The 14,810-nt window shown below is 32.3% G+C and carries 12 protein-coding genes; 10 read left to right on the top strand and 2 right to left on the bottom strand.

Annotated features, from left to right (window positions below; genetic code table 11):
- Positions 1 to 18: 18 nt before the first annotated feature.
- Together rpoB and ACY3JM_RS05225 are read right to left on the bottom strand one after the other, a co-directional pair.
- Positions 19 to 3,231: a DNA-directed RNA polymerase subunit beta gene (gene rpoB / locus ACY3JM_RS05230; protein WP_463111112.1), complete on the bottom strand. Its 3,213-nt coding sequence runs from the start codon at positions 3,229 to 3,231 to the stop codon at positions 19 to 21.
- A 165-nt stretch (positions 3,232 to 3,396) separates the two neighbouring features.
- Positions 3,397 to 3,678 (bottom strand): TMEM165/GDT1 family protein, encoded by a 282-nt coding sequence (locus tag ACY3JM_RS05225; RefSeq protein ID WP_463111111.1) that lies wholly within the window; start codon positions 3,676 to 3,678, stop codon positions 3,397 to 3,399.
- Positions 3,679 to 3,774: 96 nt separating this feature from the next.
- Here ACY3JM_RS05225 and ACY3JM_RS05220 point away from each other — a divergent pair, with 96 nt between their 5' ends.
- The 10 genes from ACY3JM_RS05220 to rimI are packed head-to-tail and all read left to right on the top strand — an operon-like array spanning position 3,775 to position 14,805.
- Positions 3,775 to 4,938 carry an MFS transporter gene (locus ACY3JM_RS05220; RefSeq protein WP_463111110.1) on the top strand — a complete coding sequence of 388 codons (1,164 nt, stop codon included), beginning with the start codon at positions 3,775 to 3,777 and terminating at the stop codon, positions 4,936 to 4,938.
- A gap of 27 nt (positions 4,939 to 4,965) precedes the next feature.
- Positions 4,966 to 7,146 carry a RelA/SpoT family protein gene (locus ACY3JM_RS05215; protein WP_463111109.1) on the top strand — a complete coding sequence of 727 codons (2,181 nt, stop codon included), beginning with the start codon at positions 4,966 to 4,968 and terminating at the stop codon, positions 7,144 to 7,146.
- On the top strand, positions 7,147 to 7,617 hold the full coding sequence (dtd, locus tag ACY3JM_RS05210; protein WP_463082249.1) for a D-aminoacyl-tRNA deacylase: 471 nt from the start codon (positions 7,147 to 7,149) through the stop codon (positions 7,615 to 7,617).
- Complete coding sequence (gene hisS / locus ACY3JM_RS05205; RefSeq protein WP_463111108.1) at positions 7,614 to 8,867, top strand: histidine--tRNA ligase; 1,254 nt, start codon at positions 7,614 to 7,616, stop codon at positions 8,865 to 8,867. Before dtd ends, hisS begins: the two co-directional genes overlap by 4 nt.
- 39 nt (positions 8,868 to 8,906) lie before the next feature.
- Positions 8,907 to 10,676 carry an aspartate--tRNA ligase gene (aspS, locus tag ACY3JM_RS05200; RefSeq protein ID WP_463082251.1) on the top strand — a complete coding sequence of 590 codons (1,770 nt, stop codon included), beginning with the start codon at positions 8,907 to 8,909 and terminating at the stop codon, positions 10,674 to 10,676.
- Positions 10,677 to 11,909: an NAD(P)-dependent malic enzyme gene (locus ACY3JM_RS05195; protein ID WP_463082252.1), complete on the top strand. Its 1,233-nt coding sequence runs from the start codon at positions 10,677 to 10,679 to the stop codon at positions 11,907 to 11,909.
- Positions 11,902 to 13,206 carry an adenylosuccinate synthase gene (locus ACY3JM_RS05190; protein ID WP_463082253.1) on the top strand — a complete coding sequence of 435 codons (1,305 nt, stop codon included), beginning with the start codon at positions 11,902 to 11,904 and terminating at the stop codon, positions 13,204 to 13,206. Before ACY3JM_RS05195 ends, ACY3JM_RS05190 begins: the two co-directional genes overlap by 8 nt.
- A complete protein-coding gene (gene tsaE, locus ACY3JM_RS05185; RefSeq protein WP_463111107.1) occupies positions 13,207 to 13,671 on the top strand; it encodes a tRNA (adenosine(37)-N6)-threonylcarbamoyltransferase complex ATPase subunit type 1 TsaE in 465 nt (154 codons plus the stop codon).
- Positions 13,659 to 14,357 carry a tRNA (adenosine(37)-N6)-threonylcarbamoyltransferase complex dimerization subunit type 1 TsaB gene (gene tsaB, locus ACY3JM_RS05180; protein ID WP_463082255.1) on the top strand — a complete coding sequence of 233 codons (699 nt, stop codon included), beginning with the start codon at positions 13,659 to 13,661 and terminating at the stop codon, positions 14,355 to 14,357. The genes tsaE and tsaB overlap by 13 nt, the downstream gene beginning before the upstream one ends.
- Entirely contained in the window at positions 14,332 to 14,805 is a 474-nt protein-coding gene (gene rimI, locus ACY3JM_RS05175) for a ribosomal protein S18-alanine N-acetyltransferase (protein WP_463111106.1), read from the top strand. Before tsaB ends, rimI begins: the two co-directional genes overlap by 26 nt.
- The last annotated feature ends 5 nt before the right edge of the window (positions 14,806 to 14,810 follow it).

Here is a 14,810-nt window from a genome sequence, read left to right as displayed (position 1 = left end):
GTTTAATCCTCCCCTTCCTTAAGATTCATTCTCAAGCTTATAAAGATTTACTAATTTGTTACCAATATAGGCTGAGACTTTTATGCCTAATCCTTGTAATTCCCTTACAAGAACCTTAAAGGATTCAGGAATACCCGGTTCTTTTATAAGATTTCCAGATACAATAGCAGAATAAGCTTCAGTTCTTCCAGTCACATCATCAGATTTATAGGTTAACATTTCCTCTAAAGTATGGGCAGCTCCATAAGCCTCTAATGCCCAAACTTCCATTTCTCCAAATCTTTGACCTCCAAATTGAGCTCTACCACCTAATGGTTGTTGAGTTACAAGAGAATAAGGCCCAACAGATCTTGCATGAATCTTATCATCAGCAAGATGTATGAGCTTCATTATATACATATAACCCACGGTAATTTTTTGATCAAAAGGTTCTCCTGTTCTTCCATCATAAAGAGTTACACGTCCATCCTCTGGAAGACCTGCTTTTCTTAACATCTCCTTAACAAGATTTGCAGATCTATTTTCTCCTAATACCTCATCAAAGGGTGGTACTATAGCATAAATACCGAGTTCATTAGCAGCCCATCCTAAATGAGTTTCAAGAATCTGTCCTACATTCATTCTAGAAGGTACTCCTAAAGGATTTAATATTATATCTACAGGAGTACCATCCTCTAAGAAAGGCATATCCTCTTCTGGTAATATAGTAGCAATTACACCTTTATTACCATGTCTTCCAGCCAATTTGTCCCCTACAGAAATCTTTCTAATTTGAGCAACTCTTACTTTAACTATCTTATTTACTCCTGGAGGTAATTCATCATCATTTTCTCTTGTAAGAACCTTAACATCTATTACTTTACCCCATTCACCATGAGGCATTCTCAAAGAAGTATCTTTTATCTCCCTTGATTTTTCTCCAAAAATTGCTCTGAGTAACCTTTCTTCTGGAGTTAGCTCGGTCTCTCCCTTTGGAGTAACTTTTCCAACTAATATATCATTAGGACCAACTTCTGCACCTATCATTATTATTCCATCCTTATCTAAGTACCTTATAGCATCTTCACTTATATTAGGAATATCTCTTGTAATTTCCTCAGGGCCCAATTTTGTGTCTCTTGCCTTTATCTCGTATTCCTCAATATGGATAGATGTAAAGATATCTTCTTTTACTAATCTTTCGCTAATAATAATAGCGTCCTCATAGTTATAACCACCCCAAGGCATAAAGGCCACAAGGACATTTCTTCCAAGAGCAAGTCTACCTTTGGATGTAGATGGACCATCTGCAAGAATATCTCCCTTTCTAATTCTTTGGCCAACTTCAACAATTGGTTTTTGATTCCAACAAGTTCCCTGATTTGTTCTTCTATACTTTATTAAGTTATATTTTTTCTCCTTTTTATCATCTGTCTCTATAACTATTTCCGATGAAGTTACTCTTTTTACCACTCCATCCACATCTGAGATCACCATTACTCCAGTATTTCTTGCTACTGTCTCTTCTATACCAGTACCAACAAGTGGTGGCTCTGTATTTATTAAGGGGACAGCTTGCCTTTGCATGTTAGCCCCCATAAGAGCACGGTTAGCATCATCGTGTTCAAGGAAAGGTATTAAAGCCGTAGAAATACTCACTGTTTGATATGGAGAAATCCCAATAAAATCCACTTCCTTAGGAGAACAGAGAATAAATTTACCCTTTCTTCTTGCGTGTACTAATTCATCAACTATTTCTTTATCCTCATTGAGATGAACATCAAAAGAAGCAATGGTATATTTCTCCTCGTCAGTAGCAGAAAGATATACTATTTCGTTAGTTATTTTTCCATCTTTTACCTTATAATATGGTGTTCTAATAAAACCATAATCATCTACTATCGCTAACGTAGAAAGATAGTTTATCAAACCTGCATTTGGACCTTCTGGGGTTTCAATAGGGCATACTCTACCATAATGAGATGGATGTATATCTCTTACTTCAAAGGTAGCTCTTTCACGAGTTAATCCTCCAGGTCCTAATGCACTTATCCTTCTCTTATGGGCTAGTTCTGAAAGTGGATTTGTTTGATCCATAAATTGGGATAATGGATTTCTATTGAAGAATTCCCTCACTGCCGCCATCAATGGCCTCGTACTTACTAAGTTTATTGGACTTGCTTGTTCTGGATCAGTTAAAGCCATTTTTTCCCTTATTAATTTCTCTACTCTTGCGAGTCCAGCCCTAAATTGAACTTGTAAAAGCTCTCCTACAGATCTTATCCTCCTATTTCCTAAGTGATCAATATCATCCACATCGTCCTTTCCTGTTTTAACCATAGTGATTCTTTTGATAATTTCTACAAAGTCTTCTTCAGTTAAAGCATAATTATCTAAAGGGATATTTAGACCTAACCTCTGATTAAGTTTATATCTTCCAACTTTTCCTAAATTATATTTTCTTACATCAAAAAATTGTTGCTTAATTACTCTTAAGGCTTCGTCCTCTTTGCTTGGAACATCTCCTGGTCTCAATCTACTACATGCTTCGAATATTGCCTGAGTTCTATCACTTACGTTATCTCTTGAAAAAGTAGTTTCAAGATAACTTAATTCATCTTTTCCTAAATATTGTGAAAAGAAATCAAGCTCATATCCCAAAGCCCTAAGGATAAGAGATACTGGAAATTTTTTAATACCATTGGGATGAATAAAAATCATTCCATTGCCATCAAGTTCGAATTCTATCCATCCACCTCTCGTAGGAATAAGGGTTGCTATAATACTGTGTCCTTCTTCTTGGAAGAATACACCTGGAGATCTTGTTATTTGGTTTACTATGACTTTTTCTGTCCCATTTACAATAAAAGTAGCTCTTTCTGTCATTTGGGGAATATTTCCCAAAAATACCATTTGTTCTTTAATATCTTTTATGTTTTTGTTCTCATCCTTAAAGTAAAGCCTTGCTCTAACATATATGGAAGATTCATAAGTAAGACCCTTCTCTAAACATTCATCAGGAGATTTTTGGGGTGGATCGATTTTGATGCCATCTTCTGTTGTAACAAATACCAAAGAAAGTCCCTGTCTTGTTGATTCAATAGGACTAATTTCGTTTAAAACCTCTCTTAAACCATCTTTTAAAAACCAATTAAATGAGTCATATTGAATTTTAAGAAGATCAGGAATATTTTGAAAAATAGGTCTATCATCATCCCAAAAAACAGTAATATTATAATCCTTTTTCCTCATACCTCATCTCCTTTTCCCTATTTTGTAATTAGACAAAACTATATTATACTATAGAGAGGTTATATTTTAAATATAAAAAGAAAAAGAAATTCCTAAAAAATTTAGGAAATATGTTTCACTTTTGGGTTTATTTTACTTTCTTTTTCTTATTTCTGATTTTTTTCTTTAATTTTTTATCACTGTAAAAATTCCTATTAAAATAAATAATATACCAACAACTTTTTCAAATATACTCTTAGGAATATATCTTGTCAATAAACCACCAAGATAAGCCCCTAAAAAAGAAATTAAAGACAAAGCTAAAGCTGCACCTAAAAAAACCCAAAAAGGCTGTTTTGTTTTTACAGAAAGACTCAAAACAGCAAGTTGAGTTTTATCACCAAGCTCTGCTAAAAATATAGCTCCAAAAGTCAATAAGAGTATTTCTATTTTACTCTTTAAATCCAATTTATAGCACCTCCATATTATACACTAAATAAATATACACTGTAAAAAAGTAGTATAATATATGTCTAAACTATTTACAAGGAGGTGAAAAAATAAATGTGGAATGTGATAATTACTGGTATAGCAAGCTTTCTTACAGATATAAGCACAGAAATGTTCTATCCTTTAATATCTTTCTATCTTCTTGCCTTAGGTGCTGGACCTGCCATATTAGGAATAGTAGAAGGTTTTGCAGAAAGTATAGCATCTCTTTTAAAAGTTTATTCAGGTTATATTTCAGATAAAATTAGAAAAAGAAAACCCGTTGCAATAGCAGGATACGCTCTTTCAGCCTTTGGTAAAATCTTTTTATATCTTGCAGGTTCATGGATTGGAGTTTTTATTGGTAGACTCCTTGACAGATTTGGCAAAGGAATAAGGACCGCTCCTCGAGACGCACTTATTGCGGAATCTTCTATAGAAAATCGAGGAAAAGCATTTGGACTTCATAGAGCAATGGATACTCTTGGGGCTTTTTTTGGGGTTCTAATATCCATATGGATAATAAGTTCTTTGGGAATCAAAGAAACATCTTCTAATTTATCTCTTTACATACCTACCTTTAAAAAGATAATACTAATAAGCATAATCCCAGCCTTTCTTGGTGTCTTAATATTATTCCTTGCAAAAGAAACCATGAAACATAATTCAACATCTAAATTAACTTTAAAAATAAAATGGAAGGATCTGGATAAAAGATTGAAAGCTTTTCTAATATTTACTTTTATATTTACGCTCGGAAATTCCTCTAACCAGTTTCTATTTTTAAGATCAAAGAATTTAGGTGCATCAATGCTTGATGCACTTTATCTTTATCTTTTATACAACTTAGTTTATACATTATTTTCATTTCCTGCGGGCGCTTTATCAGATAAAATAGGACGCCAAAAAATCTTGATCATAGGATATTTATTCTATGGTTTAGTATATTTAGGCTTTGGATTTGTATCTAAATTTTCCTATTTATGGCTACTTTTTGGACTTTATGGACTTTATATATCCTTTACAGAAGGAGTTGAAAAAGCCCTTATTGCAGATCTCGCACCACCAGATTTAAGGGCTACGGTAATTGGTCTTCACGCCACCTTAGTGGGTATAGGATTATTCCCAGCCTCCTTTTTAGCAGGTCTTTTATGGAGTTATTTTGGTCCATCTGCCCCTTTTCTTTTTGGAGGATTTTTAGGAATACTTTCAGCTATAGGATTAATCTTTATTCTTTAACATTTTCATAGTATAATTAATAAAATTATGAAAGATGAGGAAGGCTTACTTCAGGAATTATTACAAGCATCAAATAATAAATATTCTTCAGAAAACCTGAAGAAAGCCTTCCTCTTTGCACAAAAGGCTCATAAAAATCAATTTAGAAAATCTGGAGAACCATACATAACTCATCCTGTTGAGGTTGCCAAAATACTCATGAATCTTGGAATGGATGAAACTGTAGTAATAGCAGGTTTGCTTCACGATGTTTTAGAAGACACAAATATCACCCCTTTAGAATTGGAAAAAGAATTTGGAAAAGATGTTCTTTCCTTGGTAGATGCTATTACAAAATTAGAAAGATTAAGTTTTTACCCCACAGAAGCTTATAAAGCTCAAAATTTGAGAAAAATGTTTATAGCTATGGCGAAAGACATAAGAGTAATAATAGTCAAGCTTGCAGATAGATTACATAATATGCAAACTCTTCAATATCATGATGAAGAAAAAAGAAAAAGAATAGCAAAAGAAACCTTAGAAATCTATGCACCCCTTGCTCATAGATTAGGTGTTTGGGACATAAAGTGGAGATTAGAAGATTTAGCTTTTAGATATTTAGAACCAGATAAATATCATTACGTAGCCAATAAAGTAGCTGAAACTAGAAAAAAGAGAGAAGAATTTATTGAGAAAGCCATTGAAATAATTAAAGAAGAACTTAAAAAAGCTAACATAGAGGCAGAAGTCACTGGAAGAGCAAAACACCTTTATAGCATTTATCAAAAAATGATTCGTAGAGGAATTGAAATAGAAGAAATGTATGATTTATTAGGAGTAAGAATTATAGTAAATAATGAGATAGAATGTTATGAAGTATTAGGAATTACCCATAATTTATGGAGACCAGTTCCTGGAAGATTCAAAGATTATATTGCCAATAAAAAATCTAATAACTACCAATCACTTCATACTACAGTGATTGCTATGGATGGAAAACCCCTTGAAGTACAGATTAGAACATGGGAAATGCATAGAATAGCAGAATACGGAGTTGCTGCACATTGGCTTTATAAAGAAGAGATAAAGAAGCCCGATTCTTTTGAAGAAAAATTATCATGGTTAAGACAACTACTTGAATGGCAAAAAGAATTGATGGATGATCAAGAATTCTTAGATTCTATAAGAAGTGATCTTTTTGAAAGAGAGATCTATGTTTTTACTCCTAAAGGAGATATTATTGCTCTACCTCAAGGATCAACTCCTTTAGATTTTGCCTATGCTATACATACTGAAGTGGGCCATAGATGTAAAGGAGCTAAAGTAAACGGTAAAATAGTTCCTTTAAATTATGTTCTTCAAAATGGAGATATTGTCGAAATCATAACAAGTAAAGAAGAGGGAAAACCAAGTAGGGACTGGCTTAATATTGTAAGAACAAGTCAAGCTAAAAATAAGATAAAGCAATACTTTAAAAAATTAGCAAGAGAAGAAACACTTCAAAAAGCCAAAGAAACTATCGAGAATGAAATAAAGAAAAATGAAGATTGGCTAAAAGAAGTGTTAAATAAAGATGAGATTTCTATAAATGATTTGTTAGAATCTTCCATTGGTAAGAATTTCTTGAATGAACATGGTTTCAAAGAAATAGAGTCTTTCTTACTTAGCATAGGTACTGGAGAAATAACCCCTCAACAATTTATTGAGAGGTTTAAGAAGGAGCTTAAAAAAGAAATTATCGTGACTTTGGGGGAAACTGAAAAAAACAAATTAGTAGAAGGTCTCGAAATATCTGGATTAGATAATATTATGATCAGAATTGCAGAATGTTGTAACCCTATACCAGGAGACCAAGTTATTGGTTATGTATCAAAAGGAAGGGGCATAGTGGTACATAGAAAAGATTGTCCTAATCTTTTACACCTTAAAAATAGATACCCAGAAAGAGTTATTACTATTGAATGGCAAAAACTCAAAGGTGGAGGAAAATATAAAACAGGTATCGAGATAGATGCTATAGATAGAGTAGGCTTATTGAAAGATCTAATAGAGAGAATCTCACAGGCAAGAATAAATATATTGGACTTAGGAACAAAGGTTGGAAAAGATGGCATAGCAAGAATAAAAGTAGTTGTAGAGATTGACAATCCTTTAACCTTCAATTATCTTATGGAAGAGATAAAAAAATTATCTGATGTCATTTCAGTTAGAAGAGCTGTGAGAATATAAATGAGAACAGTCATACAAAGAGTAAAGAGAGCAGAGGTAAGAGTAAAAGGAGAAGTAATAGGTAAAATTTCTCAAGGACTTCTAATTCTCTTGGGAATAGCTCAAGAAGATACAGAAGAAGATATTATAATGTTAGCAGACAAAATCATTAACTTAAGAATTTTCTCAGATAAAGAGGGAAAAATGAACTTAAGCATTAAAGAAATAAATGGAGAAATCCTTGTAGTCTCTCAATTTACCTTATATGCTGATTGTAGAAGAGGAAGAAGACCCGATTTTACAAGGGCTGCAGAAAAAGAAAAAGCCTATTTTCTCTACAAAAAATTTATAGAATATATAAAAACACATATAGATAAAGTACAAGAAGGAGAATTTCAAGCTTACATGGAAGTTGAATTAATAAATGATGGTCCAGTAACTATTATAATTGATACCGAAGATCTTAAAAAACCAAGGAGGGCTAAAGAATGAACATGGAACTTCCCCGTGGAGTACAAGATATACTTCCTGAAGATATCCCATATTGGCAACTTGTAGAAAACACAGCCAGAAAACTTTTTGAATCTTATAACTATGAAGAAATAAGGACTCCCATATTTGAATACACAGAACTTTTTAGAAAAGGCACTGGCGAAACTACAGATATTGTAATGAAAGAAATGTATACCTTTACAGATAAAAAGGGGCGTTCTCTCACACTAAGGCCAGAAGGTACTCCAGGAGTTATAAGAGCCTTTCTCACAAACAAAATATATAATCAGAAACCTGTATGGAAAGTATATTACATTGGTCCTATGTTTAGATACGAAAGACCTCAAGCAGGAAGATATAGACAATTTCATCAATTAGGAATAGAGGTTTTAGGAAGAAAAGATCCATATATAGATTTTGAGGTAATAAAATTAGCAGTAGATCTTTTGAAAAACCTTAAGTTAGAAAATTTAGAAGTGGAAATAAATTCGTTAGGTTGCATAAAATGTAGACCAAATTATAGAGAAGCTCTTATAAGCTATTTCAGAAAATACGAAGACCAACTTTCCCCCATAGATAAAGAAAGATTAGAAAGAAATCCATTAAGATTACTTGACTCAAAAGATGAAAAACTTATTGCTTTAAAAGATCAGGCTCCACAACCCATTGATTATCTTTGCGATGAATGTAAAATTCACTTTGAAAAAGTACAGAAATATTTAAGTTTAGATAATATCAAATATAAATTAAACCCAAAGCTGGTAAGAGGACTTGATTATTATACAAGAACCGTATTTGAGATTACCACCACAACTCTTGGATCTCAGAATGCAGTAGTCGGGGGAGGAAGGTATGATAATTTAGTAGAAACTTACGGTGGTCCATCCATCCCTGGCCTTGGTTTTGCTCTTGGTATAGAAAGACTTATTATTCTTTTAAAACAGCAAAACCATATATCTCTACCTTATATCCCTCTTATATTTATTACCCTTTCTGAAGATTATGTGGAGACAGGCATAAAACTTGCGAACATATTAAGAACAAAATATAGAGTTGATATAGGTTCTCCCCAAGAAAATTTAAGAACTCAATTAAAATGGGCAGATAAATTAGGGAGTTTTATTGTAATATTCTTAACTGAAGAAATCGAAAAAAATAAACTTAAGATAAAGAATTTTAAAACAGGAGAAGAAAAATATACAGATTTAAACTTCAATACTATCTTAGAAGACATTGAGACTATGCTATAATTACAAAGAATTTCACACAAGGGAAAGGTGGGAAAGATTTTGAAAAGGAACTATTATTGTGGAGAAATAAACTCAAAAAATATAGGTGAAACAGTAATTTTAAGTGGATGGGTACATAGAATTAGGCATCATGGTGGACTTATCTTTGTAGATCTTAGAGATAGAGGTGGAATTATTCAATTAGTATTTGATCCATCTATTTCTCAGGAAAGCTATGACATTGCAGATAATTTAGGTAATGAATGGGTAATAACAGTAGAGGGCAAAGTTAGAAAAAGACCTGAAGGAATGGAAAATCTTAAAATACCAACAGGAGAAATTGAAATCGAAGTAAGAAAAATAAAAGTAGAAAATACAGCTAAACCCCTTCCCTTTAACCTATGGAGCAATAAGGAGATTGATGAAACAGTTAGATTAAAATATAGGTATTTAGATCTAAGAAGAGAAAAAATGCAATATAATATAACCTTTAGGCATAAATTTATTCTTTCCATAAGAAATTTCTTATCTAAAAAAGGTTTTATAGAAATCGAAACCCCATATTTAATTGTAAGTACTCCCGAAGGAGCACGTGATTTTTTAATACCAAGTCGACTTCAGCCTGGAAAATTCTATGCTCTCCCCCAATCCCCTCAATTATTTAAACAAATTCTTATGGTATCAGGATTTGATAAATATTTTCAAATAGCGAGATGCTTTAGAGATGAGGATTTAAGAGCTGATAGACAACCTGAGTTTACCCAGCTCGATATGGAAATGTCTTTTATAGATCAAGAAGATGTATTTAATATTATAGAAGAGTTATTTAAAATAACTCTTAGAGAGACTTTAGATATGGAAATCCAAATCCCCTTTATCAGATTAACTTATGATGAAGCTATGAACACATATGGAAGTGATAAACCCGACTTAAGATACGATCTAAAAATAACTGACGTAACAGATCTTTTTTCAAATTTCTCCTTAGAGTTTATAAAAAATACTATCGCAAACAATGGTGTGGTAAAAGGAATAATGTTGAGAGGAATAATACCAACAAGGAGAGATTGGAGCATCATAGAGAACAAAGTAAAAGAATTAAAAGGTAAAGGAATAATGTGGTTCTCTTATGCGGATGGTGAATTAAAATCTTCCATTAACAAATATCTAAGTGACGAAGATAAGGCTAAAATCATTGAAACATTAAATTTAAAACCTGGAGATTCCTTTTTTAGCATTGCAGGTGAGTGGAAAGAGGTAGTAAAAATCCTTGGAATCGTGAGATTAGAGCTTACCCAAATATTTAATATTCCTAAAAAAGAAGGACTTTTTTTCCTTTGGGTTACAGACTTCCCTCTTTTCGAATATGATGAAGAAGAAAAAAGAATTGTAGCTGAACATCATCCATTTACTTCTCCCAAAGAGGAAGATCTTCCCTTATTAGACACCAATCCATTGAAGGTTAGAGCTCAGTGTTATGATTTAGTATTAAATGGTACTGAATTAGGGAGTGGAAGTATAAGAATTCATCAAAGAGAAATTCAAGAAAAAATATTTAATATATTAAATATTTCTCCTGAAGATGCAAAGAAAAAATTTGGATTTCTTTTAGAAGCCTTTGAATATGGAGCTCCACCCCATGGAGGTATAGCGTTAGGGATAGATAGAATAGTTGCTATTCTTACTAATTCCCCATCTTTAAGAGATGTGATTGCTTTTCCAAAGACTCAAAGTGGGACTTGTCTTTTAACAGGAGCTCCCTCAGAAGTTGATCCAAAACAATTAGAAGAAGTACATATTAAAGTAGTCCTACCTGAAGGAGAGAATTAAATGAATTTCTATGAAAAAGCTATTGAGCTTCATAAAGAGAAAAAAGGTAAATTGGAGATAAAGCCTAAAGTACCATTAGAGAATAAAACCGATCTTTCTTTGGCTTATACGCCTGGGGTTGCAGGAGTATCTCAAGCTATCCATAAAAAATCTGATTTAGTTTATGACTTCACTATAAAAGCAAATACCGTAGCAGTTGTTAGCGATGGTTCTGCAGTTTTAGGTCTTGGAAACATCGGTCCTTTAGGAGCTATACCCGTAATGGAAGGGAAGGCAATATTATTTAAGAAGTTTGCCAATATAGATGCTTTTCCTATATGCTTAAATACACAAGACCCAGAAAAAATAATAGAAATTGTTTATAATATATCTCCTATATTTGGAGGGATTAACCTTGAAGATATATCAGCACCAAACTGTTTTTATATTGAAGAAAAACTCATTGAACTATTAGATATACCTGTATTTCATGATGACCAACATGGTACTGCAATAGTAACTTACGCAGCTCTCATAAATGCCTTAAAACTAAAGAATTTAAAACTGAATGAAATAAAAATAGTGATATTAGGGGCGGGAGCTGCAGGAATAGCTATAGCAAAATTTCTTATTTCTGAAGGTGCAAAAAATATTAGATTAGTTGATCGTCATGGTATCATATATCCAGGAAGAAAAGATGGTATGAATCCTGAAAAAGAAAAAATAGCATCAATAATTAATCCTGAAAAAGAAAAGGGAGAATTAAAAGATGCCCTAAAAGATGCTCACGTGTTCATTGGTGTTTCTCAGGCAAATCTTTTATCTCCAGAGTATATAAAATTGATGAAAAAAGACCCTATTATTTTTGCCATGGCCAATCCTGTTCCAGAAATAATGCCTGAAGTTGCCCAAAAAGTGGGTGTAAGGATAATAGGTACTGGAAGATCTGATTATCCTAACCAAATAAATAATCTCCTCGCTTTTCCAGGTGTATTTAGAGGAGCCTTACTTGTCAGAGCAAGAGAAATAAATCAAGAAATGAAACTCTCTGCTTCTTTTGCCATTGCATCCTTAATCGAGGAACCAAGAGAAGACTACTTAATACCCTCCCCGCTTGACAAAAGAGTAGTTCCAAAAGTAGCGGAAGAGGTTGCTAAAGCGGCCATACGTACTAATGTAGCGAGAACGTTTAAAACAGAAGAAGAGATAAGGAAGGAATTGAAAATTATGTTAGGAGGAGAAGAAGATGAATAAAGAATTTAATACCATTGTTGTAATAGGATCTCAATGGGGAGATGAGGGAAAAGGAAAAATTATAGATATTATTTCACAAAATGCTGATGCAGTTGTAAGATTCAATGGAGGAAATAACGCTGGCCATACAGTGATAGTTAAAAATAAAACCTTTAAATTTAGACTTCTCCCATCCGGTATAGTTTCCGAAAAGGTAATTAATATAATTGCCACAGGAGTAATTGTCAATCTACCGGCTTTAGTAGAAGAGATTGAAGAATTAGAGAAAAACGGTATAAAGATAAAAAATCTTTACATTAGTGATAGATCTCCTTTAGTTTTGCCATACCATCCTATATTGGATAAATTTTTTGAAGAAAAAAGAGAAAAATCCAAAATAGGTACAACCGCAAGAGGTATAGGACCAGCTTACAGTGATTACATTGCAAGAGATAGTCTAAGAATAGGAGATCTACTCGATAAAGAATACTTTAGAGAAAGAATAACTCAAATATATGACTTTAAATCGAAAATATTATCTGAAGAATCTCTTGGATATAAAATAGAGGAAATTTATAATTCCCAAATAGAAGCTATAGAAAAATTATCACAAAAAGGTGTAATAATTACAGATACCTCTAAGCTTATAAATGATCTGATTGATTCAGGAAAAAAGGTATTATTTGAAGCTGCACAAGGCACTCTTCTTGATATTTATTATGGTACATATCCTTATGTTACCTCTTCATTTACCATAGCAGGAGGAGTATGCGTAGGAGCTGGAATAGGTCCTCAAAAAATTAAAAAAATAATAGGTGTAATAAAGGGATATACATCACGAGTTGGAGAAGGACCATTTCCAAGTGAAATTCACGACTCTATAGCAGAATATATAAGAGAGAAAGGACAAGAATATGGTACAGTAACTAGAAGACCTCGCCGTGTAGGTTGGTTGGATCTTGTAGCATTACGATATGCAAAAAGAATAAATAACTTTACAAGCATTGCTATTACTAAATTAGACGTATTGAGCGGTCTTGAGAAATTGAAGATTGTAGTAGGATACAGATATAAAGGAAAATTAATTGATGAATTTCCTTCTTCTTTAAATGTATTAAAAGATTGTGAACCTATTTTTGAAGAGATACCAGGATGGAAAGAAAATCTATTGGGAATATTAGATATCTCAAAATTACCTCAAAATACTATTAAATATTTAGAAATGATTGAAAAGGAATTAGATACAAAAATCGAAATAATAGGAACAGGACCCGAAAGAAACGACATAATTATAGTAAAAGATCCTTGGGAATTATAGATGGAAATAGTAAGTAAATCTTCAGAACATACATATAAAATCGGAAAAACTATTGGAGAAAAGTTAAAACCAAGAGATATTTTAGCATTAATAGGAGATTTAGGAAGTGGAAAAACCACCTTTGTTAAAGGATTAGCTGAAGGCCTTGATATTAAAAATCCAATAAATTCTCCTTCTTTTCTGATAATAAAGGAATATAAAGGTAAATATCCATTCCTTCATATAGATGTATATCGTCTAAACAATCCTGAAATAGAACTTTTTAATATTGGTTTTGAAGATTATCTTAAGGATGACTACATTATTGCCATAGAATGGGCTGATAGAATTTTGAATTACTTACCTGATAAAAGACTTGAAATTGAATTTCTTCATATGAGTAATAACGAAAGAAAAATAATATTTAAACCTAAAGGAGAAAGATATAAAAATCTCATAGAGGAGCTTAAAGAATGTTTATTTTAAGCATAAATACAGCATCCAATAAGAGCAATATTGTTTTGTGGAAAGACGGAGAAATTTATGAGCTTTTTTATTCTACTAATTCCAGAACATATGGTGAGACATTAACGAGTAATTTACAAGAGCTTCTAAAAAAATCAAAATGGAATTTAAAAGATGTGGATATTTTTAGCGTAATCACAGGACCAGGATCATTTACAGGTCTAAGAATAGGAGTAGTTACTATAAAAACTTTAGCTCAAATCTATAAGAAACCAACTGTTGGAATATCATATTTAGAAGCCTTAGCCTCTCAGATTGCTTTTAAAGGATTAAAAGTACCAATTTTGTCTGCAAGAAAGGGAGAGATACATGCAGGTTTTTATGTGGATGAAGATCCTATCTATCCTGAAGATGTTTATCCATACGATACATTTCTAAGCCTGCTAAATAGATTTAGTAAAGACAATCATACAATAGTAACTGGAGATACACCTGAAGATCTAAAATTATTACTTCCTAAAAATATAATATTAACCCCAGAATTTATAAACTCAATCAGAGGAGAAACCCTCATATACATTACATTGAAAAAATATCAAAATGGGTATGTTAAAGACTATTCAACTCTACTTCCTGATTATAGACAAAAATCAAGTGCAGAAATTAACTGGGAGAGAAGACATGAAAGAACAGAATCAAAAAACTGAAATAAATATAGAAATAAGACCAATGAAATTTGAAGACATAGATTCTGTTGATGAAATAAATAAGTTATCTTTCTCTAATCCTTGGAGTAGAGAGAGCTTTGAAAAAGAATTAACATCTAATAAAATTGCAAGATATTTTGTGGCTGTACACAACGAAAAAATTGTCGGCTTTGTAGGGCTTTGGCTTATATTTCAAGAAGCCCAAATAACCACAATAGCAGTACATCCTGATTATAGAGGAAGAAAAATCGGAGATAGATTAATGGATTTTGTTATAGATTATTGTCTTAAAAATCAAGTTAGAAATATAATCTTAGAAGTTAGAGTATCCAATACTATTGCCCAAAATCTATATTATAAAAAGGGCTTTCAAAAAATAGGTGTTAGAAAATGGTATTATAAAGATGGAGAAGATGCCTTAGTAATGGTAAAAAAGTTCTTTCTTTAAGGGGA

This window comes from Dictyoglomus sp. SSW (assembly GCF_055181335.1).
Note: the sequence above shows the minus strand (reverse complement) of the source record. Positions and strands in the feature narration are given on the sequence as shown.